The following is a 26,488-nucleotide window of genomic DNA, read 5'->3' as shown; positions in this document are numbered from 1 at the left end:
GGGTACCCGATGCGCCGTCATCGCGGCCTTGCCGCAGCCGCGGCGTGCAGTGGGGCAGCGGCTTGGCCGATACTGCGGCAACTCACACAGGCGGCAGAGACACGATGGCGGAGATTCTGGTGCTGTATTACAGCCGTGGCGGTTCGGTGGCACGGCTGGCGCGGCAGATCGCGCGCGGCATCGGCGAGGTGCCCGGCATGAGCGCACGCTTGCGCACGGTGCCGCCGGTGGCCGCAGTGACCCAGACCAGCGCCCCGCCGGTGCCGGACGAAGGCGCGCCCTATGTGGACCGTGCCGATCTGGCCGAATGCAGCGGCCTGTTGCTGGGCAGCCCGACCCGCTTCGGCAACATGGCTGCGCCGATGAAGCATTTCCTCGACAGCCTGGGCGCCGAATGGGCCAGCGGTACCCTGGCGGGCAAGCCGGCAGCGGTGTTCACCTCTACCGCCTCGATGCACGGCGGGCAGGAATCCACCCTGCTGTCGATGCACCTGCCGCTGCTGCACCACGGCTGCCTGATCGTGGGCATCCCATTCACCGAAGCCGCGCTCAGCCACACCACCAGCGGCGGCACGCCGTACGGTGCCAGCCATGTGTCCGGCGCCGGCGGCGACCCGCAACCCAGCGAGGACGAAGCCCTGCTGGCGCGCGCATTGGGCCGCCGGGTGGCCGATGTCGCACGGCGGCTGGCAACTCCATGAGCGTGCGCGCCATGCATTGGCTGCTGAGCGCCGCGCTGCTGGCACTGGCGGTGTTATTCGCGGCCTGGTTTCACGACGACCCGCGGCCGCTCGCCGCGTTCCTCGTGTTCGTGCTGCCGGCCGCGCTGACCGGTGTGCTGGCGGTACGCAGCGCGCGTGCGCGTTTCTGGGCGGGTGTGTTTGCGCTGGGCTGGTTCAGCCACGGCGTGATGGCCGCCTGGAGCCAGCCGCAGGCACGCGCGATGGCATGGCTGGAACTGCTGCTTGCGCTGGCGGTCGTGGGCCTGGTGGGTGGCCCCGGCATGGCCGCGCGTTTCGGCGGCAAGCGCGAGGCGCGCTGACCGGCCGCAGGCCATCTGCGCCGCGGCACGCTCCGCCGGTAGCCACGCGTGAGCGCACGTTTTCGACATCCGTGCTGTTTGTCGAAGGGTCAGCGCTGCCAGCATCTTGGGCGGGCGGTATCATGGCCGCCCCGCGCGCGGCCTGCACCGCATTGGCCCTACAGGATTGGCAGCAATGGAAGACCTTCTGATCGTCACCACCGGTGGCACGATCGACAAGATCTACTTCGACGACAAATCCGATTACCAGATCGGCGACCCGCAGATCGGCCAGATCCTCAAGGAACTGGGCGTGACCTTCCGCTTCTCGGTGATTCCGATCATCCGCAAGGATTCGCTGCACATCACCGAGGCCGATCGCGAACTGATCCGCGCCACCATCGCCGCCCAGCCCACCCAACACGTGCTCATCACCCACGGCACCGACTCGATGGTGGAAACCGGCAAGGTGCTGCAGTCGATTCCCGACAAGACCATCGTGATGACCGGCGCGCTCAATCCGGCGCGCTTTCGCGGCTCGGATGCGGAATTCAACATCGGCTGCGCGGTGGGTGCGGTGCAATCCTTGCCGGCCGGCGTCTACATCGCCATGAACGGGCGCGTCTGGAACCCGCAGAAGGTACGCAAGAACGTCGCCGCCAACCGCTTCGAATCGATCTGAGGCCATGAGCAAGGCGACCCGCGCCACCCGTGCCCTGGACACGGCAGGCGTGGCGTACGTCCTGCATCCCTACGACTACCAAGCCGATGCCGATGCAAAGGGCCTGCAGGCAGCCACTGCGCTCGGCCTGCCACCGCAGACGGTGCTGAAAACCCTGATGGCCTGGGTCGACGACCAGGCGGTGTGCGTGGTGATTCCCTGCGACCGGCGCCTGTCGTTGAAGAAACTCGCCAGCGCGCAGGGCGGCAAGTCCGCCCGCATGATGGACGTGGCCGACGCCGAGCGCCGCACCGGCTACAAGGTGGGCGGGATCAGCCCGCTCGGCCAGCAACGGCAGGCACCGGTGCTGGTGGAAGCCACCGCGCTGGACGCACCCGGGCTCTGGATCAATGCCGGTCAGCGCGGCTTGCTGCTGGAATTGCCCGGCGAACAGCTGTTGCAGGCCCTTCGTGCACGCGCCTGCACACTGTGCGAGTAAAAGCGGCCGACAAGCCGATTGCGCAGCCGCCACGCGGGTGCGGTGACGGCTCGGCGCAGCATGCATCACGCGCGCACTCCGGTGTCGAGTGCGCCGTCCACACCACCTGACGACCGCTCGCTACGGCTTGTCCAGCCGCGATAAGCCGCGGCGGTCGCAGGCCTGACGCAAGACTCAGTACGCCGCCGTGACACTGACTCCGGAAAACGCCAACGTCGCCTTCAACCGCACGTAGTACGTACCGGCCGCCGGTGCGTTCACCGTGCAGCTGTCGGCATTGCCGGGCAGCATGCTGCGACAGCTGTACGCGCTGTCGCTGGGTAGCGCGCCCGCGCGCAGCGACAGATCGGCGTTGCCGCTGCCACCGGCGAGCGTCACTTTCAGCGCGCGTGTGCCGGCCGGGACATTGACCTGGTAATACAGCACGTCCGACTGCGCCGCGCTCAGCCCCGTGCGCGCCACATTGCGGGCAAGCGTGGTCGATGCGACCACTGCCGCCAGCGCCCCGTCGGCGTTCACCACCCCCGCCCCGCAGCCCTGGGGGCAGGCCACCGGCAGTGGCCGCGCGCTGCTCTTGAGCAAAGCCTTGACCGTTGCCGGCGTGAGCGGGTTCAAGGCCACCGACTGCATCAACGCCACCACACCGGCCACATGCGGCGCGGCCATCGAGGTGCCGCTGTACGACGCATACGCCGCGTTGCCCGGCACCGTGGCGCCGCTGTTGAGCGTGGACACGATGGCCTGCCCCGGCGCCGCGATGTCCACGCCCTTGCCGAAGTTGGAAAAACCGGCCTTCGCGCCGGCCGAGGTGGTGGCCGCCACCGCGATCACGTTCGGGCAGTTGGCCGGCACGCTGGTGGAGACATCCATATTGCTGTTGCCCGCGGCCACCACCACCGAACTGCCACGCGTCACCGCGGCGGCAATGGCATTACTCATCGTCGCCGAGCAACTGCCGTAGCCACCCAGCGACAGATTGATCACCGTGGCAGGATTCGCATTGGCTGGCAGCCCGGTCACCTTGCCGCCCGCTGCCCAGACGATGGCGTCGGCGATATCGGACATGTAGCCACCACACCTGCCCAGCACCCGCAGCGGCAGCAGCTTGGCATTGAACGCGGTGCCCACCACGCCGCTGCTGTTATTGCCCACGGCGGCGACGATGCCGGCCACATGGGTGCCATGCCAGCTGGAGCTGGACGCGGACGCACCGGAGCCACATTCGTTCGCGGCTGACCAGTCGCCCTGGTCGGCGGCGTTGGCGTCGCGCGCATTGCCGTCGCGGGCGGTTGCCGGATCGGTGATGAAGTCGTAGCCGGGCAGGACATTGGCGGCCAGGTCCGGATGCGCGGTGATGCCGGTATCGATCACCGCCACCACGATGCCCTTGCCGGTGGAACGGTCCCAGGCCGGGCGGATGTTGAGGCCGGCGTTACTGGTGCCCATCGCCCATTGCTGCGGAACGCCAGGGTCGTTGGGCACCAGCAAGGGGCGCATCAGCACATCCACTTCCACCCGCTTGACCGCCGGGTCGGCGGCGAGCCGCCGCATCAGGCTTTCCGCATCCACCCGATCGAGCTTACGGTCGGCCACCAACAGCATCGGGCCGGTGCTGAGCCGGCGCGTGGTCGACAGACCCAACGCCCGCCCCTGCCGTGCAGGCACGGCACTGGCAATCTCGCGCCACGGCGCAGACAGCCCGGTGGCACGGCTGCTGCCGACGCGGTCCTTGTAGCTGACGATGAAACGTTGATGGGTGGAACTGGAGGCCAGCCCTTGCAGGCTGACCTCGCCGGCAGTGGCATAAAACGTGCAGGACAACGCACAGACAAATGCAGCGTGGCGCAGCACACCAACCGAGACATGCGACATGGATCACCCCTCCCCAGGGAGCTGAAGTTCGGAAGACAACGCGCTGACACCCTCTGCGACGCGCACTGCCCGATCGTGGGGCGGTTGCGCACGGCCATGCCTCACGTGGGCTGGCTATCGGCGTGCCATCTGCGTGTCTGAAGCGGCCCAAAGGCCGCGCCATGCGCTTTGTTCAGCCATTGCCGCATCCGGTCGGCCAACGCCCAGGCGTGGCAAAGCCCCAAACGCACACTGCCCCGCCGAAGCGGGGCAGTGCGGAATTCAAAACACCGACAGGTCGGTGGGGACCGGCCCGACGGCGCTGCCGGCGGTCATGCAGGCAGCGCGCGGCCGGCGGAGTGTCACGGGGTCTGGCTGACCGCACCGGCCGCGTTGACGATACCGGCACCGCAGCCGCCCGAGCAGGTGCCCGGCAGCGGACGGGCGGTGTTCTTCAACAGGGTTTCCACTGCCGCTGGGGTCAGCGGCCGGCTCGCCACCGACTGCACCAGCGCCACCACGCCGGCCACATGCGGTGCCGCCATCGAGGTGCCGTTGTAGCTGGCGTAGCTGGCCGAACCCGGGGTGGTGGTGCCGCTGTTGAGCGTGGACAGGATGGCCGAGCCGGGGCCGGAGATGTCGATGGTGCTGCCGAAGTTGGAGAAGCTCGACCGCGCGCCGGCCGAGGTGATCGAAGCCACCGAGATCACATTGGCGCAGCTGGCCGGAGTGAAGTTGGCCACGTTGGCATTGCTGTTGCCGGCCGCCACCACCACCGTGGTACCGCGCGACACCGCCGAATTGATGGCGTTCTGGTAGGTGGTGGAACAGCTGCCATTGCCGCCCAGCGACATGTTGATCACTTCGGCCGGATTGGCATTGGCCGGCACGCCGGACACGCTGCCGCCCGAGGCCCACACGATGGCATCGACGATGTCGGAGGTGGCGCCACCGCACAGGCCCAGCGCACGGATCGGCACGATGCGCGCATTGAACGCAGTGCCGGCCACGCCGCTGTTGTTGTTGGTCACAGCCGCGATGGTGCCGGCCACGTGGGTGCCGTGCCAGCTGGAATTGGCCGCTGCAATGCCGGTCCCGCACTGGTTGGCCGCGCGCCAGTCGCCCTGGTCGGCCGGATTGCTGTCACGGCCATTGTTGTCGCGCGCACGCGCGGCATCGCTGATGAAATCGTAGCCGGGCAGCACGTTGGCATTGAGATCCGGATGGCTGGTGATGCCGGTATCGATCACGGCCACCACCACGCCGGTGCCGGTGGCCGTGTCCCAGGCCGGGCGCACGTTGATGCTGGAGGCGGTGGTGCCAAAGCCCCACTGCTCGGACAGGCGGGTGTCGTTCGGGGTCAGCGTGGGGTACATGATCTGGTCGATTTCGACATAGTCCACGCTAGGATCGGCGGCGATGCGGCGCATCAGCGTTTCGGCCTCGGCGCGGTCCAGGCCACGGGTGGCCTTGAGCACTTCCGAGCCCAGCGCGGTGCGGCGCACATGGTTCAGGCCCAGCGCGCGGCCGGCGCGGGCCGGCACCGCGGTGGCAACCGAGTTCAGCGAGGCGCGCATCGAGGTCGGACTCACCGCCGGGCTGCTGCCGTCCTTGTACTTGACGATGAAGCGATCCAGCGTCGGCTGGGAATCCAGGCCGGACAGGTTGACCTGACCGGCGAACGCCGGCACGGCCAGCAGGGAGGTCAGCGCGGAAACACCCAGCACCACCAGTGCGCGTGCAGGTGCACGACGTTGCGACACATTGGACATCGATCGTTCCTCAGATTTTTTAAGAAGTGCCGCGGTTGCGGCGCGATGGCCGGCCGTTGCCGCAGACTGCGGGTTGGGCCGGAATGGACGAGCGCTGGCGCCCGTCGAAACGACTGACCGGTGTCCATCCCGGCCGAGCGGCAATGCGCCGCCTGCGCCGGCCGCAAGGGCAGACGTGAGCGAGACATCGCAGATGGGGTGCGCGGTGACTGCGCTGCCTGGCGCAGGGCCAGACAACGCAGACCGCATCGAGCGGCAGGCCTTGGAGCGGCTACCAAAACATCGCGAGCGCTCGTCAGGTGGGTGACGGACGCGCAGTAGTTTGTCAGCTGCTCTTAGTAGCTGGCCCGCAAGGTCACGCCAGAGAAGGTACTGAACGCCTTGACCCGCACGTAATACGTGCCGGAGGGCGCGGTGATGCTGCAGGTTTCGGCATTGCCGCTGCGGTACGGGCGGCAGGTGTAGGTCGTGTCGGTCGGCGCACTGCCGGCGCGCACATACAGGTCTGCATCGCCGGTGCCGCCGCTGATCGCCACCGTCAGCGTGCCGCTGCCGGCCGGTACCGCGATGGTGTAGTTGAGCTCTGCGCCCGTGGCTGCGCCCAGGCCGGTCACCGGGGTGCCGTTGGTCAGGGTGTTGCCGCTGCCGCCACCGCCGCCGCCATTGCTGCCATTGATTGCGGCGGTGACTGCAGCATCGGCATTGACGATGCCGGCGCCGCAGCCGCCGGAGCAGGCGCCCGGCAGCGCACGGGCGGTGTTCTTCAGCAGGGTTTCCACTGCCGCCGGGGTCAACGGCGTGGGCGCCACCGACTGCACCAGCGCCACCACACCGGCCACGTGCGGCGATGCCATTGAGGTGCCGTTGTAGGACGCGTAGCTGGCGCTGCCCGGCGTGGTGGTGCCGCTGTTGAGCGTGGACAGGATGGCCGAGCCCGGCGCGGACACATCGATGCCGGTACCAAAGTTGGAGTAGCTGGCCTTGGCGCCTGACGAGGTGGTGGCCGCAACCGCAATCACGTTGTTGCAGTTGGCCGGCAGCGAACCGGACACATTGGATGCATCGTTGCCCGCAGCCACCACCACGGTGGTGCCACGGGACACCGCACCGTTGATGGCGTTCTGCATGGTGGCCGAACAGGCGCCACCGCCGCCGAGCGACATGTTGATGACCTCGGCCGCATTCGCCGAAGACAGCGTTGGCACTCCCGAAACGGTGCCGCCCGACGCCCAGATGATGGCATCTGAGATATCCGACAGCGAACCGCCGCACTTGCCGAGCACGCGCACCGGGATCACCTGCGCGCCATAGGCAGTACCGGCTACGCCGCTGGAATTGTTGGTCACCGCGGCAACCGTGCCGGCGACGTGGGTCCCGTGCCAGCTGGAGGTTGCCGCCGGAATGCCCGTGCCGCACTCGTTGGCGGCGTACCAATCGCCCTCGTCGGCGGGATTGCTGTCGCGCCCGTTGCCGTCGCGCGCGGTTGCCGCGTCGCTGATGAAGTCGTAGCCCGACAGGATGTTGGCGTTGAGGTCTGGATGGCTGACGATGCCGGTGTCGATGACCGCCACGCGCACGCCGGCACCGGTGGATTTGTCCCATGCAGAGCGGATGTTGAGGCCGGCATTGGTCGTGCCGAATGCCCACTGTTCGGACAGCCGGGTGTCGTTGGGGGTCAGCGTGGCGTGCAGGATCTGGTCGACTTCCACGGCCTGCACGTTAGGGTCGGCCGCCAGCTGGCGCATCAGGGTTTCGGCTTCGGCGCGGTCCAGCGCGCGATCGGCCTTGACCAGTTCCGGCCCCAGCGCCAGCCGACGCACCGGGCTCAGGCCCAGCGCCTTGCCGGACTTGGCCGGCATCGCGCGGGCGGCGGCGCGCAGCGAGGTGGTCAGCGCGCTCGGGCTGGCCAGTGCAGTGCTGCCATCCTTGTAGGTGACGATGAATTTCTGGTGGGTCTGGGCAGTGGCAAGGCCGTCCAGATAGACCTCGCCGGCAAACGCAGGCGTTGCCAGCAACAGGGAGGTCAGCGCGGTGGCGCTGAGGACGGTGAGCGTGCGAGGACGCTTGCGAGACGACACGTTCGACATCGAATTCCCTTCCAAATCAAAGAGTACCGCCGAGGCGGTGTATGCCGGCGCCGCCTTCCGTAGGTCAGCGCCGGATCCGCGAATCGAGCCCCCTGTTATCGATCCGTTCAGCGAAGCTATCTTACGCGAACCGAACTGGACAATACGAACTCGACACTTTTGAAACTTAAATATCAGTTTTGTGACACGCATCAGCTCTGTTCAGCCCGCTTGCGGCTGTTTTTGACCCGTTGAAGACGTTTTCTGCTGCATGGCAGGCCAAAAAAAACCCCCGTGTTGCACACGGGGGCCGCGTTTGACGCTGTATGTCGGCCTACGACAAACGCACCAGCCAACCGTGACGGTCCGGCACACGCCCGTACTGGATATCGGTGAGTTCCTGGCGCAGCGACATGGTCACCTCGCCCGCCGGCGCTGCGGCATCGCCCACCGCAAATCCGTCGCCCTTGAGCTCGCCGATCGGCGTGACCACCGCAGCGGTGCCACAGGCGAAGACCTCGGCGATCTCGCCGGAGGCCACGCCCTGCTTCCACTCGTCGATGGCGACCTTGCGCTCGACCACGCGCATGCCACGGTCACGGGCCAGCTGCAGGATGCTGTCGCGGGTGATGCCTTCCAGGATGCTGCCGGACAACTCCGGCGTCACCAGCGTGCCGTCCTTGTAGACCAGGAACACGTTCATGCCGCCCAGTTCTTCGATGTACTTGCCTTCCACCGGGTCCAGGAACAGCACCTGCGAGCAGCCCTGGGCCTGGGCCTTTTGCTGCGGCAGCAGGGACGCGGCGTAGTTGCCGCCACACTTGGCCGCGCCGGTGCCGCCCTTGGCCGCACGCGCGTATTCGGTAGACAACCAGATCGACACCGGCGCCACGCCCTTGGCGAAATACGGGCCAGCCGGGCTGGCAATCACGTAGTACGAGGCCTTGTGCGCGGCGCGCACGCCCAGGAAGGCCTCATCGGCAATCATGAAGGGGCGGAAATACAGGCTGGTTTCCGGTGCCGAGGGCACCCAGCCGGCGTCCACCGCCACCAACTGGCGCAGCGATTCGACGAACAGGTCCACCGGCAGTTCCGGCAGCGCCAGGCGGCGCGCAGAGCGTTGCAGGCGCTCGCCATTGGCCTGCGGGCGGAAGGTCCAGATCGACCCATCGGCGTGCCGGTAGGCCTTGATGCCTTCGAAGATCTCCTGGCCGTAATGCAGCACCGAGGCGGCCGGATCCAGTTGCAGCGGTCCGTAGGCACGTACCTGCGCGTCGTGCCAGCCCTGCTCGTTGTTCCAGGAGATGGCAACCATGTGGTCGGTGAAATGCAGCCCGAAACCGGGCGCTGCCAGGATCACGGACAGTTCGTCGGCACTGCGCGGCGACGGAGAACGGGTGGAAGCAAAGGACACGGACACCGGAAGATTCCTGTATGGCGGGCGAAAGGACGCAGCGCCAGCCCGTGGACATGGCGCCTGGCGATCAGAGCATGCCGGTCTCGAGACGGGCCGCTTCGGACATCATATGCCGGCCCCAGGGCGGGTCGAACACCAGCTCGACATCGGCCTCGGCAATGGTCGGGATCATTTCCAGCTTGCTGCGCACGTCGTCGACCAGGATCTCACCCATGCCGCAACCGGGTGCGGTGAGCGTCATCTTGACGTCCACCCGGCGCTGATCGTCTTGCTCGCGATGGCTGACCACCGCCTCGTAGACCAGCCCCAGATCGACGATGTTGAACGGAATTTCCGGGTCGAAGCAGGTGCGCAGCTGCTGCCACACCAGGGCCTCGACCTCCTCGTCGCTGGCGTTGTCGGGCAGTTCCAGCCCGGGCGGGGCCTCCTTGCCGATCGCATCGCCATCCTTGCCGGCAATGCGGAACAGATTGCCCTCGACAAAGACGGTGTAACTGCCACCCAGTGCCTGGGTGATATAGCCGTAACTGCCTGCGGGCAGGGTCACTGAATCGCCCTGCGGCACCATGACGGCATCGCAATCGCGTTCGAACTGGACGGGTTCGCTGCTACGGGAATACATGGGCTGGATATGGGGCCGCGCCGGACGCGCGCAAGTCGGCCATTCTAGCCGACAGCAACCCCGCCGCTGCCGCAGACAACGCGCCTGGCTGGCGACGCTGCATTCCATCCAGGCATCCGGGGCCTCGCAAAGCGTGGCATGCGCTCTATCATGTGCGCACTGTCAGGAGCTCCAATGCCGCCCACCTCCGCGTCCGCCAGAAGCGCCCACTGGCTCTGGCCCCCGCTCCTGTTGCTGGGAAGCGTCACCGCCCTCATCGCCTGGCTGCTGATCGCCCTGGCCCTTGGCAACCAGGCCGGCTGGATGGCGGTGCTGGTCGCCCTGGAAGTGGTCTGGATGCTGCGCCTGGGCAGCTTGCGCGCCGGTCCCTTGCGCATCGGCGTGGCGGTGGTGGCCACCGCAGCGATCATCATTGCCACCAACTGGGGCATTGCCTCGGCGCAGGTCGGCGGATCGCTGGGCCTGGACCCATGGACGTCGGCGCAGAAAATGGGTCCGCGCCTGGCCTGGACCCTGCTGCAACTGGCCAACAATGCGTTCGATCTGCTGTGCTACGCCACCGCGCTGGTGCTGGCGTGGTGGGCTGCGCGCTGACTCGCGTGCGTCCGTTGCAATAGCCGATGCAGGAGTTGGCCGACGCTGATGCGTCGCCCGTGCTGTTTCGCGTAACGCGGCTCCTCGAACGCCGTCGCTCTGGTTTGAGACAACCCAGCGATACCTGGAAAGCGCCGCGTGTCTGCTGCGCGGTCCTTGCCCGCGGCCCATCGCGGGACACGCCGCAAGTACATCCTTGCAAGCTCTTACGCGGCATCCATGCCGCGTAAGGTTCCGCGACGGGCGGCGGACAAGGACCCGTCGAGTTGGTCGGTACGTAAGGCTTTCAACAAGCAACCAGCCGTCCGGCGACGCAGTGGCTTCGCTTTTCAACAAACCATCCGCCAACTCTCTGGCGCGGTGCCCTCGCCGCTTGTGGGACCGTGTGGCGGCATGGATGCCGCCACCGAGCCTACAGGGACGTACTTGCGGCGTGTCCCGCGAGCGGTGAGGGCATCGCGCACTCGACGCACGAGACGTGTGATCCGGACATATGGGCGCACCTGGCAACGCCACGGCGCAGCACCGACCGACGTGGCGTTTCACCCGCGCATGTGAGCGCGATTGCACTACACCAAGCGCTCAATGCCCGCCCCCATCCAGGGCCTTCAACTCGCTGACCAGCGCGCCCGCCGCCTCGGCCCCGTCGCCATAGAGCATGCGGGTGTTGTCGGCGTAGAACAGCGCGTTTTCGATCCCGGCAAACCCCGTGCCCTTGCCGCGCTTGATCACCACCGTGTTGCGCGAATTGACCACGTCCAGGATCGGCATGCCGTAGATCGGGCTGGCCGGATCGGTCCTGGCCACCGGATTGACCACGTCGTTGGCGCCGATCACCAGTGACACATCGGTGCTGGCGAATTCCGGATTGATGTCGTCCATGTCGGCGATCAGGTCGTAGGGCACGCCGGCTTCGGCCAGCAGCACGTTCATGTGCCCGGGCATGCGTCCGGCCACCGGGTGGATCGCGAACGTCACCTTGACCCCGCGCGCGATCAGCCGCTGCGCCAGCTCCCAGATCTTGTGCTGCGCCTGTGCCACCGCCATGCCGTAGCCGGGCACGATCACCACCCGCTCGGCGAAGGCCATCATCGCCGCCACATCGCCCGCTTCGATCGGCTTCTGCGCGCCGCCGATCTCCTGCGCCTGCCCGCCGCCGCCGAAGTTGGAGAACAGCACGCCGCTGATCGGCCGGTTCATCGCCTTGGCCATCAACCGGGTCAGCAGGATGCCGGCCGCGCCCACCATCATGCCGGCGATGATCAGCGCCTCGTTGCCCAGCACGTAGCCCTCGAACGCCACTGCCAGCCCGGTGAAAGCGTTGTACAAGGAGATCACCACCGGCATGTCGGCACCGCCGATCGGCAGCGTCATCAGCACGCCCAACGCCAGCGCCACCACGAAGAAGGCGATGATCGCCGTCGGCTGCAGGCTGCTCGCCGCCCACGCGCCGAGCACCGCCATCGCCAGCGCCACCAGCAGATTGAAGACCTGCTGGCCGGGGAAGGTCACCCGCCGGTCGAGCCGGCCGTCGAGCTTGGCCCAGGCGATGATCGAGCCGGACAGCGACACCGCACCGATCGCCGAACCGACCACCGCCAGCACCACGGTGGCGGTGTCCGGCCGCCGCGCGGCCAGTTCGGCGATCGCCTGCGCGCTCCAGTGCGCGGTGTCGCGGTTGGCGAAGAACGCAAACCGCAGCAGTTCCACCGCCCCGATCGCCGCCGCCGAACCGCCGCCCATGCCGTTGTACAGGGCCACCATCTGCGGCATGTCGGTGATGGCCACCTTCTTGGCCGACCACCATGCCACCCCGGTACCGATCGCCAGCGCCGCCAGGATCAGCGGCACGTTGTGCAATTCGGGCAGGAAGAACGTGGCCACCGTGGCGATCAGCATGCCGAGCCCGGCCCAGCGGATGCCGCTGCGCGCGGTCAGTGGCGAGGCCATGCGTTGCAGGCCCAGCAGGAACAAGGTGGCGGCCACCAGGTAGCTGGATTTCACCAGCCACGACAACAGCTCGGGCGTGGAGATGTTCACGGCGCGTCTCCGCCCGGCGGCTTGCGGCTGGACTTGAACATGTCCAGCATGCGCTCGGTCACCACGTAGCCGCCTGCGGCATTGCCGGCGCCCAGCGCCACCGCCACGAAGCCCAAGGCCTTCTCCAGCGTGGTGTCGGCATGCCCGAGCACCACCATCGCCCCGATCAACACGATGCCGTGGATGAAATTGGACCCGGACATCAGCGGCGTATGCAGGATCACCGGCACCCGCGAGATGATCACGTGGCCGGCGATGGCCGCCAGCATGAAGATGTACAGCGCTACGAAACCGTCGCTCATCGTCGATCGCTCCACTGGCCGGTGCGGCCCGCCGATCATACCCATCCGGCGGGCATGTCAACCGAATCGGCACTCACACGTTGACGTCGTATCGTCCTCGCGGAAGCTACGCTGTGCTGGTGGGAACCCCTTTCGATCCGCAGCCCGCGGCCCCGGCCGCCACCCCCGTGTCGCTGGATGCCTTCCTGGCCGGCATCGGGCCGCGTGCGTTCCGCTTTGCCGAGGCCGGTCTGCGTCACCGCGAAGACGCACTGGATGCCGTGCAGGACGCCATGGTCAAGCTGCTCGGCTACCGCGAGCGCCCGGCCGAAGAGTGGACGCCGCTGTTCTGGAGCATTCTGCGCAGCCGCATCATCGACCTGCAGCGCCGGCGCAGTTTTCGCCTGAAATTCTGGGCACCGGCCGAGCGCAGCGACGACGAAGGCCCGATCGACTGGGCCGACCCCGGCGTTGGCCCGGTCGGCGAACAGCAACATCAGCAGGCCTATCAGCGGCTGGTCCACGCGCTGCGCGGCCTGCCGGCACGCCAGCGCGAAGCCTTCACCCTGCGCGTGCTGGAAGACCTGGACGTGGCCACCACCGCCAAGGCGATGGGCTGCTCCGAAGGCTCGGTCAAGACGCACCTGTCGCGCGCCCGCGACGCGCTGCAAAAACAGTTTGAGGATTTCCTGTGAACCGCTCCCACGATCCGGCCCAGTTCGATGCGCAGCTGCGCCAGCTGCACGCCACCGCCCTCGACAACCTGCCGCCGCAGACGCTGGCGCGCCTGCGCCAGGCCCGCCAGGCGCCGGCTGCACGCTCGCGCCGCGGCCACTGGCTGCTGGCCACCGCCTGCTCGGCACTGCTGGCCGTCGGGATCGGCCTGCAACTGCGCCCCGGCGACAGCTCCGCACCGCAACCGGCGGCTCCCCAGGCGATCGCCGACGACACCGCAAGCACCGAGACCGACGACCTTCTCACGCAGAACCCGGACCTGTACGTCTGGCTCGGGTCCGACACCGCCCTGGCCATGGAATGAGCACGATGACCCGCACCACCCGCCTGCTGTTGACCCTGTTGCTCTGCACCGGGCCATGCGCGCCGCTGTTGGCGCAGGACCGCCCGCCGCCGGGGCCACCGCCGATGATGGACGGACCCGGCCCGCACGGCCCGAGGCCGCGCGACGAGACGCCGATGCCGGAGTGGGACAAGCTGACCCAGCAACAGCGTCAGGTCATGATCGACGCCCTGCGCGAGCGCTGGAACGATGTGCCCGAAGAACGCCCACGCATGTACCGCCATGCCCGCCGCTGGCTGGACATGACGCCGGAGCAGCGCAAGCAGGCCAAGACCGGCATGGACCGCTTCCGCAACATGAGCCCGGAGCAACGCCGCCAAGCCAAGGCCTTGTTCGACCGCATGCGCACGCTCAACCCGCAACAACGCAACGAACTGCAGCAACGCTGGCAAAAAATGTCCCCGGCCGAGCGCAGCGCCTGGTTGCGCGAGCATCCGCCGACCGACGATTGAGCGCGTGCGACAAACCACCACGCGCGGCCAACGGACGACAGCAGGCCCGATGGAGCAGGCAGCGACCCGGCCGACCTATCCCACCGGGGCCGACCAACGCGTCTTGGCCAGCAGTTCATCGTCCCAGTCGAACGACAGTGCGCCGTCCTTGATCAACAATGCCGCGAACGCATACACGTTGCGCGCGAACATCTCGCTGGCGTGCACGGCCCCCTGGCTGGCCAAATTGAGCGGGCCGGCGATTGCCACGCCGTCCAGGTCGTAGGTCTCGCCCGGGCGTGTTGCAGCGCAGTTGCCGCCGGTTTCCGCAGCCAGATCCACGATCACGCTGCCAGGGCGCATGCCACGCACCATCTCGGTGGTGACGATCTTCGGCGCGGGCCGCCCGGGCACCGCTGCCGTGCACACCACCACGTCCACGCTCTTGAGGTGCTCGGCCAGGCGGCGCTGCTGTTCGGCGCGTTCGTCGTCGGTGAGCTGCCGCGCATAGCCGCCCTCGCCGGCGGCGCTGATGCCCAGGTCCAGAAAGCGTGCGCCCAATGAAGCGATCTGTTCGCGCGTTTCCGGCCGCACATCGAAGCCTTCCACCTGCGCGCCCAGCCGCTTGGCGGTGGCGATCGCCTGCAGGCCCGCCACGCCGGCACCGATCACCAGCACCTTGCACGGGCGCATGGTGCCGGCGGCGGTGGTCAGCATCGGAAAGAAGCGCGGCGCCAGGTGTGCGGCGATCAGCACCGCCTTGTAGCCGGCCATGCCCGCCTGCGAACTCAGCACGTCCATCGATTGCGCACGGGTGGTGCGCGGCAGGCGCTCCAGCGGAAACGCCACCAGTCCGCGGGTGACAAATGCCTGCGCGCGCGCCGGGTCGGCATCGGGCGCCAGCATGCCGATCACCACCGCCTGCGATTTGCATTGCAGCAGCAACTCGGTGGGCGGTGCCTGCACGCAGAGCACCACGTCGGCCTGCGCCAGCGTCTGCGCGTCGGCAGGCTGCGCACCGGCGGCCACATACGCCGTATCGTCCATGCTGCTGGCGCGGCCGGCGTCCGGCTCGATCCACACGCCGGCACCAAGCGCGACCAGCTTCTTGACCGTTTCCGGCGTCGCCGCCACCCGGCGTTCGCCCGCCGCCCGTTCTTTCAGCACCAGCACCTGCACAGCCATGCGTTGCTCCGGTCTCGCGCTCCAGTGGCCGCGATGCTAGCAGAGCGCACCGCCCGCGCCGGCGATGCAGGAGGCGGGCGGCAACCCGCCGGCCTGAGACATCACCGCCTGCGCTTGCCGGCATCGGCAGCCGCGACGCCGCTCGCTGCGCTAGGGCTCCAGCAGGCCCTTCAACAAGGGAGCCATCACGCTCTCCGGCGCGAAGGCGCGCAACCGTGCGTGCCTGCCGTCGATCGCCAGCGAGGCATAGCCGTGCACCGCGCTCCAGGCCAGCAGGGTACGTTGCTCCAGCAACTCTGCCTCCGGTTCGCTGCCATGCCGGGCGATCCACTGGGCGCGCACCGTATCGCGCAGATAGGCCATCGCCGCCTCGCTGACCTGCAGCAGCCGTGGCAGGCCGCTGGCACGCACGTCCAGCCCCAGCATCAAGCGGAATTGCTGCGGAAACTCCACGGCAAACCGGATATAGCCCAGCCCGCAACCCAGCAGCGGATCGTCCAGTTCCTGCTGGGTGGCGCGGATGCGCGCGAGCATGCGCTCGTAGCCGTCGGCGGCCAGCTCCGCCAGCAGCCCATCCAGCGAGCCGAAGTGGTGCGCCGGCGCGGCATGCGACACGCCGGCCCGCCGCGCGCATTCGCGCAGGGTGAGTCCCCGCAGCCCGGATTCGCCCAGCAACGCCCAGCCGGCACGCCGCAGCGCGGCCGGCAGATCGCCGTGGTGATAGGCAGCAGGGGTCGCTGAGCGCGGCATGGCGGTTCGCTTGTCGGGACCTCAGTGCAACAGATCATCTTGACGATGACAAGATTCAGGCACCAGACTGAGCGCGCATCTTGTCATCGACAAGATGGCGATCGCCCCCACAAGGAATGCCCATGAGCCCGTCCATCGCCAAGCTGCGCGCGCGCCTGCTGCGCGGCCTGTTGGCCAGCGCCAGCCGGGTGGCACCCGGCCCGACCGGCCGCTATCTGGCGCGCCGCTTCGTCACTCCGGCAGCTTCCGGCCGCAGCCAGGCCGCCGACATCGCCGCCGCCCTGGACGATGTGCAGCGCCAGACCCTGCACATCGACGGCTTCGACATCGCCGTCTACCAATGGGGCGATCCCACCCGGCAGCCGTACGTCCTGCTCTCGCATGGCTGGGCCAGCTACGGGCTGCGCTTTGCCGCCTGGGTTCCGCAGTTGCGCGCGCTCGGCTATGCGGTGCTGGCCTTCGATCAGGCCGCGCACGGCCTGAGCAGCGGCAGGATCAGCAATCTGCCGCACTTCGTGAAAATCCTTGCCCAGGTCGGCAGCCGCTTCGGGCCTCCCGCCGTCTTGATCGGCCACTCCTTGGGCACCGCGGCGGCGGTGTTTGCCGATGCTCCGGCGTGGCGGCCGCAGCGCTATGTGCTGATCGCCCCACTGGTGGAGCCGGCCGGCAGCGCCAGGCGCCAGTTCCAGGCCGCCGGCATCGCGCCGGCGACGTTCGTGCCGTTCGAAAACTGGTTGATCCAGCTGACCGGCACCTGCTTTGCCGACTTCGATGCCAGCACCCATCTGCCACGGTTCGATCGCCCGGCGCTGGTCATCCACGACCGCCGCGACCGCGAGACGCCGTGGGAAGAAGGCGCCCGCTTCGCCGCGCTGTGGCCCGGCGCGCAGTTGTTCAGCACCGAAGGCCTGGGCCATAACCGCCTGGTCGATCATGCCTCGGTGATGACGCGAGCATTGGAGTTCATCGGCCCGGCATCGCGGTAACAGCGAAGGTGACAGCGCAGCCAGTTGCTGCAGCGGAGCAATGACTGCGCCGCTCTTGCGCCGATGACGTGCATCTTGGGCGGATTGCGCTGCGCTGCATGCAGCACATACGAGCGCGTGCCTGTCTCGATCAACCGCGCTGCCGTTGCTGTAGCGCGATGACTTCCACTCAGTGCACCGTGCTGTTGGTGTGCAGCGGGTCCAGCCGGTCGATCACGCCCTGCATCGCGCTGTCGAAGGCGCCATCGTTGATGTGCTCGCGCAAGCGGCCCAACCGCACCATCACCGCCAGTTCTTCCGGCGAGGCGACGCAGAAACGCACGCCACGCCGGTTGACGAACAACAACCGCTGCGAGATCGGGCTCACCCACGACAGCTTACCGGACTGCACCTTGCCGTCCTTGTCGACGAAATCCAGCCAGGTGCCGATGTCCATGGCGCGGAAGCGCTCGGCATCGGCACTGTCGATACTCTGCGCCACCGCTTCGGCGCCCAGCACCACGCTGACGCTTTCGGCGGCCGGTGGCGGCAGGTTGACCTGCGGCAGTTCCGGCAAGGCTTTTTCCAGTTCCGGGCGCGCCTCGGCAATGGCCTGCAGCGTGTCGTGCAGCGCCGTGATCGCCACCACCACCGCATCGCCATGCAACCCCACGCTGGCGAAGACGCGGTGCAGTGCCGGCTGCCAGACCTGCAGCCAGGGCTTGCCGATGATGTGGCGGCGCGCCTCGGCCAGTTCTTCCAGCACGCCGTCGGCCAGCGCCAGCGCTTCCACCGTGCCGGGGCCTTCATCGCCATCGCGCAGGATCGCCATGGTCAGATGATGCAGCCACGGCTGGCGCAGGAAATCGTCCACTGCCTTGGGCAGGCCCGCGCCGTCGGGCACGCGCTGCTCCAGCTCCGCCAGCGCGCGGCTGCGCGCCAGTTCGAGTTTTTCCTGGCCGCGCTGGGTTTCGGTGGCGCGGCGTTCGGCAATTTCCACCCGGCGGCGATGCTGGGTCAGGAAGTCGCGGAATTCTTCTTCCAGGGTCAGGAAGATCGCCAGGTTTTCGTTGAATTCGGCCACCAGGCGGTCGACGATTTCCTCGACCTTGCCCATCAGCACGCGCTCGGCGGCGCTGTCGCCGTTATTGCCTTCGCAGGCCTCGGCCAGCGAATTGAGCAGGCGCCGCGCCGGATGCGTCTTCTGCACGAACATCTTGCGGTCCAGCAGCGCCACCTTGACGAACGGCACCACCAGCCGGCCGATCATCTCGCGCGAGCGGCTTTCCAGATCGCGTTCGTCCAGCATCACGTCGAACAGCATGCCGACCAGGTCGATGGCGTCTTCGTCCATCGGGTCGAGCTTGGCGGTGGCCGGGTCCACGCCCAGCCGCGTGGCGCTGTTGAGCACCTCGTTCTTCAGACGCTGCGCGAGCGATTCGTTGTCGTCGCCGATCGCTGCCTGCAGGGTCGCGCTGGGCGTGGCCTGCAGCAGCGACAGCACCGACATCATTTCGCGCTGGCTCAGCGGGCGTTGCTGGCCCACCGCCACCGAGGCGGCCGACGCGGCGCTGTCGCGCACGCTGCGGGTCTGCTGCAGCAATTCGTGCAAGGCATCCAGCAGCATGCCCTGGCTGCCAGCGGGGTGATCGGCGTCGCCGTCCATGCCACCACCGCTTGCACCCTCGGCATGGCCACGCTGTGCGGCCGCCTGCATGCGGCCACGGCTGTGCGCCCAGCGGTCCAGGAAGCGGTTGGCCCAGGCCGGCGCGTACTGGTCGCCGTGCTCGTCGCCGCCCATCTCGGCGTTGCCCTGCGCCTCGGCCTGCGCGCGTTCTTCAGGCGTTTCGCCCCGCGGCTGCATGCGCGGCGGCGGGCGCTTGGGCTGGGAGATTTCCGGCATCACCCCGGCCTTGGCCAGCGTTTCGTCCAGGCGCGCGTACAGCTTGCCGATCGGCTCGGCCAGATCGCGCTCGCACAACTTGATCAGCACCAGACGCACTTCGGGCGCCAGGTCGCAGGTGGCGAAGGCTTCGTGGATCGCCACGCCCAGATGTTCCGGTCCGAACGGGTTGGTATCGGCCACCAGCTCCAGGCCGCCCGCAATCCAGCCCAGGCGGCGATCGACACGCGCCAGCACCTGCTTGAAATCGCGCAGCAGCACGGTGGCCAGGTTGCGCACCGCCAGCCGCGATTCGAGCACGTGTTCGGGCACCAGGCTCAGCGGGCCGGTACCCATGTCGCCGGCCAGCACCACTTCGGCCGACAACGGGGTACCGAGCAGCAGCGCCTGCCAGCCGTCTTCCAACTGCTGGCGGAACTGCGTGGCCACGTCCTCGCGCTTGCGGCGCAACTCGCGCATGCCATCGAGAAACAGCAACTGTGACGCGCCCGCGGATTCGGCGCGATCGAACAGGACATCATCGAAATGTGCGACTGCAGCTGCAAACACCTGCACGAGCGGCGGCACGAATGCGTCGTGCGCCTGTTCGAGCAAGCGTTGGTCACGGCCCGGGTGTCCTGACGGACTGGGCTGGAAAGTCATGCGCAAAGGCTCCCCGCCTCTGCAGGCGCGAAAATATTCAAACGAGGAATAACAGACGCGGCCCCAAATTCCGCCCCCGCATGGTAGGCGTTTCGCTCGTTTGATAAGTGTGATGCATATCTCACTTTACTCGTGACTACCCAGGGTTCGCTTGTCCAGCCTCCATCCTAGCTCGCAACGGCACGGTGGAGCCTGCCGCTGATCGTTATCCGCCTGCAAGGGTTAAGCCTTCAGCGTGGCAGACGCGTCCAGCGCGTCGACCACACCCTGCATCGCGCTGTAGAAGGCGCCGTCTTCGCGGTGCAGGCGCGGCCGGTCCAGCCAGACCATCATCGCCAGATCTTCCGGCGAGCACACGCACGACCGCCCGCCGCGCCGGTCGACGAACATCCACCCGCGCCAGCAAGGCCGGTTCGGCCGGGGTCTCGCCGCCATTGCCATCGCAGGCGTCGACCGGCAGGTTGAGCAGACGCCGCACCGGATGACCGTCGCGCATGAACAGGTGGCCATCGCGCATCGCCAGTTTGGCCATCGGCACCAGCAACGCGCCGAGCATGCTGGGTTGCCCGTCGGACAACTGGCGCTGCACCAGAATCGCCTCGAACAACAGCGCGATCAGATCCAGCGCATCGGCATCGCTGGGGTCCAGGCCGGTGCTGGCCAGGTTCACGCCACGCGCGGCCGCTGCGCGTATGAGGTGCTCGCGCAGCCCACGCGGCAGGCCTCGCCGGGCCTTGCCGCAGTGAGGCGGGCGTTGGGCAGCGCCCCGTCTATAATCGCAGCACTCCCCCAGAACCCTTCCCTATGCACGCACCGTATTCGCTTCAGGCGCTGGATGCGCGTCGCTCGGTTCCCTCCAAGCAGTTGGGCGAACCCGGCCCGGATGAAGACACCCTGCTGCGCATGCTGGCCTCGGCCGTGCGCGTGCCCGACCACGGCAAGCTGGTGCCGTTCCGCTTCCTGCGTATCCAGGGCGATGCACGCCACGCGCTGGGCGATTTCCTCGCCGAGCGCACCCAGGCCGCCGATCCGTTGGCAGCGCCGGCGGCAGTGGAAAAAGACCGCAACCGCTTCAACGACGCGCCGCTGGTGATCGTGGTGATCGCCACGCTGCGGCCGGACCACAAGGTGCCCGAGCAGGAACAGCTGCTCACTGCCGGCTGCGTGTGTTTTGCACTGCTGCAGGCCGCACAGGCGCATGGTTTCGGCGCGCAATGGCTGACCGCGTGGATGGCCTACGACCCCGCGGTGGGCGGCTACCTGGGCCTGCAGGAACACGAACGCATCGCCGGCTTCATCCATATCGGTACGCCGCGCCTGCAGGTGCCCGAACGCGAGCGCCCGGACCCGCGCGCCCTGCTGCGCGACTGGACTCCATGAGCACGCTGCCCGGCGCCATTGCAGCGGCGCTGCCGGGCGGCCCGCGACCGGAGCCGCTGTATCTGGTGGATGCCAGCCTGTACGTGTTTCGCGCCTGGCATTCGATTCCGGATGAATTCCAGGACGCGCAGGGCTGGCCGACCAACGCCGTGCACGGGTTTGCGCGCTTCCTGCTGGATCTGCTCGAACGCGAGCACCCGCAGTACATCACCATCGCCTTCGACGAGGCGCTGGACAGTTGCTTCCGGCACGCGATCTACCCTGCCTACAAGGGCAACCGCGAACCGGCGCCGGACGCGTTGCGGCGCCAGTTCGCCCATTGCAAGGCGCTGTGCGCGGCGCTGGGGCTGAGCGTGCTGGCCCACCGCGAATACGAGGCCGACGATCTGATCGGCAGCGCCCTGCACAGCGCGCGCGGGCATGGACTGCGCGGCATCATCGTCTCGGCCGACAAAGACCTGTCGCAGCTGTTGTTCGAACACGACGAACAATGGGACTACGCACGCAATCTGCGCTGGGGCATGGACGGTGTGAAGGCACGCCATGGCGTGCATGCGCACCAGATCGCCGACTACCTGGCGCTGTGCGGCGATGCGATCGACAACATCCCCGGCATCAGCGGTATCGGCGCCAAATCGGCGGCGGTGCTGCTGGCGCATTTCGGCAGTCTGGACGCGCTGCTGGAGCGTATCGACGAGATCCCGTTCCTGCGCCTGCGCGGTGCGGCACAGATGGCGGCGCGGCTGCGCGAACAACGCGACCATGCGCTGCTGTGGCGCCAGCTCACCACCATCGCGCTGGATGCGCCGCTGGACCTCACCGCCACCGGTTTCACGCGTGCACCGGCCGATACCGACATGCTGACCGGGCTGTGCGACAGCCTGCGCTTCGGCCCGCTCACGCGCCGGCGGCTGCTGGCCGCCTGCACGGCCGGCACGCCGCCCCTTCCTCCCGCTTCCCTGTCCCAAGGCCCGACGCCATGAACCGACACGACACGCCGCCCACCGTGGTCTACGAAGGCAAGTACCAGCGCATGGTGGTGCGCGGCACCTGGGAATATTCCGAGCGCGTGCATGCCGGCGGCCTGGCCGCGATCATCGTGGCCGTGACCCCGGACGATGCCATGCTGTTCGTCGAGCAGTTCCGCGTGCCGCTGCAGGCGCGCACCATCGAAATGCCGGCCGGGCTGGTGGGCGACGTGCATGCCGGCGAGTCGATCGAACTGTCGGCCATCCGCGAGCTGGAAGAAGAGACCGGCTGGACCGCCGAGCATGCCGAAGTGCTGATGATCGGCCCCACCTCGGCCGGCGCCAGTAGCGAGAAGATCGCCTTCGTGCGCGCCACCGGGCTGCGCAGGGTCGGCGCCGGCGGTGGCGATGCCAGCGAGGACATCACCGTGCACGAAATCCCGCGCGCGCAGGTCGGCGCCTGGCTGGTGCAGAAGATGGCCGAGGGCTACCAGATGGACCCCAAGCTATGGGCCGGCCTGTACCTGGCCGACCACGCACTGGATGGCACCCCGCGTGGTTGATGCAGCAATCGAGCCATTGCTCGGCGCCGGGGATCCGGCGCCGTTTACCGTGCACAACGCGCAGGCGGCCTCGCCATGGCTGTTGATTGCCGACCATGCCGGCCAGCGCGTGCCGGCACGGCTGGCCAATCTGGGCCTGCCGCAGGTTGAGCTGGACCGCCATATCGGCTGGGATATCGGCATTGCGCAGGTCACCCGCCTGCTGGCCGAGGCGCTGGATGCGGTTGCCATCGCCCAGACCTATTCGCGGCTGGTGATCGACTGCAACCGACCCGATGGCGCCGCCAGCCGGATGCCGGAGATCAGCGACGGCACCACGGTGCCCGGCAATCTGCAGCTGACCCCGGCCGAGCGCCAACAGCGCATCGATGCCATCTTCGCGCCGTATCACGGCCGCATCGCCGCCGAGCTGGACGCACGTGCAGCACGCCGGCAACCGACGCTGCTGGTGTCCATGCACAGCTTCACCCCGCTGATGGCCGGCCAGGCGCGCCCCTGGCATGCCGGCGTGCTGTACCACCGCGACACCCGGTTGGCGCATCGCCTGCTGGACGCCTTGCGCGCGGAACCGGACCTGGTGATTGGCGACAACCAGCCGTATGCGGTCAGCGATGCCACCGACTACGCCATTCCGGTCTACGGCGAAGGCCGCGGCCTGCCGCACGTGGAACTGGAGATCCGCCAGGACCTGATTGCCGATACCGCCGGGCAAACGGCGTGGGCGCAGCGATTGGCGCGCCTTCTTCCCCCGTTGGCCGATGGGTTGCTGCCGCGATAACCGTCTTGCGAGATGCGAGGACGAACAACAGATAACCCGGTAGGAGCGCACCCGGGCTCTTACGAAAAACGCGTTCTTCGCGAGCGACCCATCCTACAAATCGGGTGACGCGCGGACCGCTCAGGCAATGAACGATCCTGCGCATCGCAACGCGCGCCGCTGCAATCAGGCGAACCGGTCCGTGGCACGCACCAATGCATCGACATTTTCCGGCTCGAACGCCGAGTGCCCCGAGGCCGGGCTGATCTGCAGCTGCGCCTTCGGCCAGACCTTGTGCAGATCCCAGGCGCTCTGCAGCGGGCAGACCACATCGTACCGGCCGTGCACGATCACGCCGGGGGTGTCGGCGATGCGGTGCGCGTCGCGCAGCAACTGGCCTTCCACCTCGAAGAAACCCTGGTTGACGAAGTAGTGGTTCTCGATGCGGGCAAAGGCCAACGCAAAGTGCGCGTCCTCATGCCCGGTGACGAAGTCCTCGTCCACATGCAGGAAGCTGGTGGCGCCTTCCCACACGCTCCAGGCCTTGGCGGCGGCCAGCCGCGTGGCCTCGTCGTCGCTGGTCAGGCGGCGATGGAAGGCAGCGATCAGGTCGCCGCGCTCGTCCTGCGGAATCGCGTTGATGTAGTGCTCCCAGGCGTCCGGGAACAGCCGGCTGGCGCCTTCCTGATAGAACCATTCCAGCTCGAAGCGGCGCAGCAGGAAGATGCCGCGCAGCACCAGCTCGGTGACCTGCTGCGGGTGGGTCTGCGCATAGGCCAGCGCCAGCGTCGAGCCCCAGCTGCCGCCGAACACCTGCCAGCGCTCGATGCCCAGATGCGTGCGCAGGCGTTCGATGTCGGCCACCAGGTCCCAGGTGGTGTTGTCGGTGAGATCGGCATGCGGGGTGGAACGGCCCGAGCCGCGCTGGTCGAACAGCACGATGCGGTACTTGGCCGGGTCGTGGAAGCGCCGCATCTTGGCGTTGCAACCGCCGCCCGGGCCGCCGTGCAGCATCACCACCGGCTTGCCTTGCGGGTTGCCGCACTGTTCGAAATACAGCGTGTGGCGGTCGTCGACCTTCAGGCTACCCTGCTCGTAGGGGGCGATCTCGGGATAGAGCGTGCGCATGCGTCGGTCCTGGGCGAAAACCCGCATTGTATCGGCCGGGCGCGCGGCATCGTCTGCGACTTCTGCCGACGCGACGACAGCCGTCGAGCCAGCGTAGCGGTGGCCGTCAGCCTCAGGCCGCGCTGCCGTCCGGCCAGCAGCCCAGGCTTACCCGGTCGCGCCGCTCGAGGTCCTGCTGCGTGGCGACCTGCGCAAACCCACGCGCGCGCAGTAGCTCAGCCACCGCCTCGCCCTGATCCCAGCCATGTTCGAGCAGCAACCACCCGCCGCTGCGCAGATGCGCCGGTGCATCGGCCACGATCTGGCGGATGTCGGCCAGCCCGTCGCTACCGGAAGCCAGTGCGCTGGCCGGCTCGTGGCGCAGATCGCCCTGCGCCAGGTGCGGGTCGCCTGCAGCGATATACGGCGGGTTGCTGGCGATCAGGTCGAAACGCTCGCCTGCCAGTGGAACGAACCAGCTGCCATGGCGGAACTGCACGTTCGCTAGGCGATGACGATCGGCGTTGCGCCGTGCGATGGCGAGCGCGGCCGCACTGGCATCGGTGGCGATCAGCTGCGCCTTCGGGCGCTCGCTGGCGATGGCCAGGGCGATCGCGCCACTGCCGGTCCCCAGATCGGCCACCCGGCAGCCAGCGGCATGGTCCAGCCGCTGCAGCGCCAGCTCGACCAAGGCTTCGGTGTCGGCGCGTGGGATCAGTGTCGCTGTCGAGACTTCCAGATCCAGTGTCCAGAAGCCACGCGAACCGGTCAGGTAGGCCACCGGCTCGCCGTCCACCCGCCGCTGCACCAGGGCCTGGAACGCCGCGGCCACCGTCGTGGTCACCGGATCGCGGCCATGCGCGAACAGCCAGGCGCGATCGCGGCCCAGCGCATGCAGCAGCAGCGGCTCGGCATCGCGACGGTCGATCCGCTGGCATGCCTGCCGCAACAGGTGCTCGGCGGAGGCGGCGGGCTCATCGCTCATACGGATCATTCACTTGTGCGCAACGTCGGCCGACCATTATCGGGGCTGGAACCGCTTGCCGTATTGGCAGATGCCGTCTGCGGAATCGATAGCCTAAGACTATCTATGCAATTCCATCAATCGATTTGAGGAATCTATCGATCCTGCCTACCATGGCGCCTGTTCCATCCCCCGCCCCCCTTTCATCGCACGAGGAAACTCAATGTCTCTCATCAACACCCAGGTCCAGCCGTTCAAGGCGAATGCGTTCCACAATGGCAACTTCATCGAAGTCACCGAGGCCAGCCTGAAGGGCAAGTGGTCGGTGCTGATCTTCATGCCGGCCGCATTCACCTTCAACTGCCCGACCGAAGTGGAAGACGCCGCAGACAACTATGCCGCGTTCCAGAAGGCTGGCGCCGAGGTCTACATCGTCACCACCGACACGCATTTCTCGCACAAGGTGTGGCACGAAACCTCCCCGGCCGTGGGCAAGGCGCGGTTCCCGCTGATCGGCGACCCGACCCACACGCTGACCCGCGCGTTCGGCGTGCACATTGAAGAAGAAGGCCTGGCCCTGCGCGGCACCTTCATCATCAATCCGGAAGGCGTGATCAAGACCCTGGAAATCCACGACAACTCCATTGCCCGCGACGTCACCGAGACGCTGCGCAAGCTGACCGCAGCGCAGTTCGTGGCCAACAATCCTGGCCAGGTCTGCCCGGCCAAGTGGAAGGAAGGCGCCAAGACCCTGGCTCCGTCGCTGGACCTGGTCGGCAAGATCTAAGCCGCCACGCATCCCTGGCCCGGTCTTCCGGGCCGGGGGTGAACCGGAGCCGGTGCCGGGCTGCCCGCCCGCCATCGCCAGCACGCTTCCCGCCCTCGCGCCGGCTGCGGTTCATCCCTTCCTCCCCAGGCGACCTGCGCATGCGCAGCGGCGTCACGCCCTCCCCTTGCCCATTCCCAGGAGT

Annotated in this window: 26 protein-coding genes, 1 other RNA gene and 1 pseudogene; 15 read left to right on the top strand and 13 right to left on the bottom strand. The window is 67.9% G+C overall.

What is annotated here, in order from left to right:
• Positions 1-44 precede the first annotated feature (44 nt).
• The 5 genes from wrbA (at position 45) to HG421_RS03110 (ending at position 2,318) form a co-directional block, all read left to right on the top strand.
• Positions 45-701: an NAD(P)H:quinone oxidoreductase gene (gene wrbA, locus HG421_RS03130; RefSeq protein ID WP_211161775.1), complete on the top strand. Its 657-nt coding sequence runs from the start codon at positions 45-47 to the stop codon at positions 699-701.
• On the top strand, positions 698-1,042 hold the full coding sequence (locus HG421_RS03125; RefSeq protein ID WP_169705156.1) for a DUF2069 domain-containing protein: 345 nt from the start codon (positions 698-700) through the stop codon (positions 1,040-1,042). Before wrbA ends, HG421_RS03125 begins: the two co-directional genes overlap by 4 nt.
• A 175-nt stretch (positions 1,043-1,217) precedes the next feature.
• Entirely contained in the window at positions 1,218-1,703 is a 486-nt protein-coding gene (locus HG421_RS03120) for an asparaginase domain-containing protein (protein ID WP_169705154.1), read from the top strand.
• 4 nt (positions 1,704-1,707) lie between these two features.
• A complete protein-coding gene (ybaK, locus tag HG421_RS03115) occupies positions 1,708-2,181 on the top strand; it encodes a Cys-tRNA(Pro) deacylase (RefSeq protein WP_169705152.1) in 474 nt (157 codons plus the stop codon).
• A 60-nt stretch (positions 2,182-2,241) separates the two neighbouring features.
• A non-coding RNA gene (locus HG421_RS03110) (sX9 sRNA) lies at positions 2,242-2,318 on the top strand.
• A 37-nt stretch (positions 2,319-2,355) separates the two neighbouring features.
• On the opposite strand, the gene HG421_RS03105 is transcribed toward HG421_RS03110, so the two are convergent.
• From HG421_RS03105 to sufT, 5 genes are all read right to left on the bottom strand, one after another.
• A complete protein-coding gene (locus HG421_RS03105) occupies positions 2,356-4,053 on the bottom strand; it encodes a S8 family peptidase (RefSeq protein WP_169705142.1) in 1,698 nt (565 codons plus the stop codon).
• Positions 4,054-4,394: 341 nt separating this feature from the next.
• The gene (locus tag HG421_RS03100) at positions 4,395-5,804 is read right to left on the bottom strand and encodes a S8 family peptidase (RefSeq protein ID WP_169705140.1); all 1,410 of its coding nucleotides are present in this window, start codon (positions 5,802-5,804) and stop codon (positions 4,395-4,397) included.
• A 335-nt stretch (positions 5,805-6,139) separates the two neighbouring features.
• Complete coding sequence (locus tag HG421_RS03095; RefSeq protein WP_169705138.1) at positions 6,140-7,891, bottom strand: S8 family peptidase; 1,752 nt, start codon at positions 7,889-7,891, stop codon at positions 6,140-6,142.
• Between the two features lie 313 nt (positions 7,892-8,204).
• Positions 8,205-9,290, bottom strand: coding sequence for a branched-chain amino acid aminotransferase (locus HG421_RS03090; protein ID WP_169705136.1), 1,086 nt, complete (start codon positions 9,288-9,290; stop codon positions 8,205-8,207).
• A gap of 64 nt (positions 9,291-9,354) precedes the next feature.
• Positions 9,355-9,909, bottom strand: coding sequence for a putative Fe-S cluster assembly protein SufT (gene sufT / locus HG421_RS03085; protein WP_169705134.1), 555 nt, complete (start codon positions 9,907-9,909; stop codon positions 9,355-9,357).
• Between the two features lie 174 nt (positions 9,910-10,083).
• On the opposite strand from sufT, the gene HG421_RS03080 reads away from it, so the two are divergent.
• The gene (locus HG421_RS03080; protein ID WP_169705132.1) at positions 10,084-10,503 is read left to right on the top strand and encodes a hypothetical protein; all 420 of its coding nucleotides are present in this window, start codon (positions 10,084-10,086) and stop codon (positions 10,501-10,503) included.
• A 582-nt stretch (positions 10,504-11,085) separates the two neighbouring features.
• Here HG421_RS03080 and HG421_RS03075 read toward each other — a convergent pair.
• Both HG421_RS03075 and HG421_RS03070 read right to left on the bottom strand, forming a co-directional pair.
• A complete protein-coding gene (locus HG421_RS03075; RefSeq protein WP_169705130.1) occupies positions 11,086-12,543 on the bottom strand; it encodes an NAD(P)(+) transhydrogenase (Re/Si-specific) subunit beta in 1,458 nt (485 codons plus the stop codon).
• Complete coding sequence (locus tag HG421_RS03070; RefSeq protein ID WP_169705128.1) at positions 12,540-12,845, bottom strand: NAD(P) transhydrogenase subunit alpha; 306 nt, start codon at positions 12,843-12,845, stop codon at positions 12,540-12,542. Before HG421_RS03070 ends, HG421_RS03075 begins: the two co-directional genes overlap by 4 nt.
• 113 nt (positions 12,846-12,958) lie before the next feature.
• Between HG421_RS03070 and HG421_RS03065 the strand changes: the two genes are divergently transcribed.
• From HG421_RS03065 to HG421_RS03055, 3 genes are read left to right on the top strand one after another with little or no spacing between them, the layout of a single operon-like run.
• Positions 12,959-13,519 (top strand): RNA polymerase sigma factor, encoded by a 561-nt coding sequence (locus HG421_RS03065; RefSeq protein WP_169705125.1) that lies wholly within the window; start codon positions 12,959-12,961, stop codon positions 13,517-13,519.
• Positions 13,516-13,863, top strand: a complete 348-nt coding sequence (locus tag HG421_RS03060; protein WP_169705123.1) for a hypothetical protein — start codon at positions 13,516-13,518, stop codon at positions 13,861-13,863. The genes HG421_RS03065 and HG421_RS03060 overlap by 4 nt, the downstream gene beginning before the upstream one ends.
• Before the next feature lie 5 nt (positions 13,864-13,868).
• Entirely contained in the window at positions 13,869-14,354 is a 486-nt protein-coding gene (locus tag HG421_RS03055) for a DUF3106 domain-containing protein (protein ID WP_169705122.1), read from the top strand.
• Between the two features lie 75 nt (positions 14,355-14,429).
• Here the strand turns inward: HG421_RS03055 and HG421_RS03050 are convergent, their stop codons facing one another.
• Together HG421_RS03050 and HG421_RS03045 are read right to left on the bottom strand one after the other, a co-directional pair.
• Entirely contained in the window at positions 14,430-15,518 is a 1,089-nt protein-coding gene (locus HG421_RS03050) for an NAD(P) transhydrogenase subunit alpha (protein ID WP_169705120.1), read from the bottom strand.
• Between the two features lie 150 nt (positions 15,519-15,668).
• Positions 15,669-16,268 carry a TetR/AcrR family transcriptional regulator gene (locus tag HG421_RS03045; RefSeq protein ID WP_169705118.1) on the bottom strand — a complete coding sequence of 200 codons (600 nt, stop codon included), beginning with the start codon at positions 16,266-16,268 and terminating at the stop codon, positions 15,669-15,671.
• Positions 16,269-16,390: 122 nt separating this feature from the next.
• Here HG421_RS03045 and HG421_RS03040 point away from each other — a divergent pair, with 122 nt between their 5' ends.
• Complete coding sequence (locus tag HG421_RS03040) at positions 16,391-17,254, top strand: alpha/beta hydrolase (RefSeq protein ID WP_169705116.1); 864 nt, start codon at positions 16,391-16,393, stop codon at positions 17,252-17,254.
• A 169-nt stretch (positions 17,255-17,423) separates the two neighbouring features.
• Here HG421_RS03040 and HG421_RS03035 read toward each other — a convergent pair whose 3' ends face one another.
• Both HG421_RS03035 and HG421_RS21490 read right to left on the bottom strand, forming a co-directional pair.
• Complete coding sequence (locus HG421_RS03035) at positions 17,424-19,778, bottom strand: DUF1631 domain-containing protein (protein ID WP_169705114.1); 2,355 nt, start codon at positions 19,776-19,778, stop codon at positions 17,424-17,426.
• A 391-nt stretch (positions 19,779-20,169) separates the two neighbouring features.
• Positions 20,170-20,502: pseudogene (locus tag HG421_RS21490) on the bottom strand (DUF1631 family protein); the annotation flags it as partial.
• Positions 20,503-20,582: 80 nt separating this feature from the next.
• Between HG421_RS21490 and HG421_RS03025 the strand changes: the two are divergent.
• From HG421_RS03025 to HG421_RS03010, 4 genes are read left to right on the top strand one after another with little or no spacing between them, the layout of a single operon-like run.
• Positions 20,583-21,158: a nitroreductase family protein gene (locus HG421_RS03025; protein WP_169705112.1), complete on the top strand. Its 576-nt coding sequence runs from the start codon at positions 20,583-20,585 to the stop codon at positions 21,156-21,158.
• Positions 21,155-22,141 (top strand): 5'-3' exonuclease, encoded by a 987-nt coding sequence (locus HG421_RS03020; protein ID WP_169705110.1) that lies wholly within the window; start codon positions 21,155-21,157, stop codon positions 22,139-22,141. Before HG421_RS03025 ends, HG421_RS03020 begins: the two co-directional genes overlap by 4 nt.
• Entirely contained in the window at positions 22,138-22,689 is a 552-nt protein-coding gene (locus tag HG421_RS03015; RefSeq protein ID WP_169705108.1) for an NUDIX hydrolase, read from the top strand. Before HG421_RS03020 ends, HG421_RS03015 begins: the two co-directional genes overlap by 4 nt.
• On the top strand, positions 22,682-23,467 hold the full coding sequence (locus HG421_RS03010) for an N-formylglutamate amidohydrolase (protein WP_211161774.1): 786 nt from the start codon (positions 22,682-22,684) through the stop codon (positions 23,465-23,467). Before HG421_RS03015 ends, HG421_RS03010 begins: the two co-directional genes overlap by 8 nt.
• Before the next feature lie 165 nt (positions 23,468-23,632).
• On the opposite strand, the gene pip is transcribed toward HG421_RS03010, so the two are convergent.
• Together pip and prmC are read right to left on the bottom strand one after the other, a co-directional pair.
• Positions 23,633-24,574, bottom strand: coding sequence for a prolyl aminopeptidase (gene pip / locus HG421_RS03005; RefSeq protein WP_169705103.1), 942 nt, complete (start codon positions 24,572-24,574; stop codon positions 23,633-23,635).
• Between the two features lie 112 nt (positions 24,575-24,686).
• Entirely contained in the window at positions 24,687-25,538 is an 852-nt protein-coding gene (gene prmC, locus HG421_RS03000) for a peptide chain release factor N(5)-glutamine methyltransferase (protein ID WP_169705101.1), read from the bottom strand.
• Positions 25,539-25,740: 202 nt separating this feature from the next.
• Between prmC and ahpC the strand changes: the two genes are divergently transcribed.
• The gene (gene ahpC, locus HG421_RS02995) at positions 25,741-26,304 is read left to right on the top strand and encodes an alkyl hydroperoxide reductase subunit C (RefSeq protein WP_169705099.1); all 564 of its coding nucleotides are present in this window, start codon (positions 25,741-25,743) and stop codon (positions 26,302-26,304) included.
• Positions 26,305-26,488: the final 184 nt, after the last annotated feature.

The sequence above is a fragment of the Xanthomonas campestris pv. badrii genome, assembly GCF_012848175.1.
GTDB lineage: Bacteria > Pseudomonadota > Gammaproteobacteria > Xanthomonadales > Xanthomonadaceae > Xanthomonas > Xanthomonas campestris_C.
The sequence above is the reverse complement of the archived record's forward strand: the minus strand, read 5'-3'. Positions and strand labels throughout refer to the sequence as shown.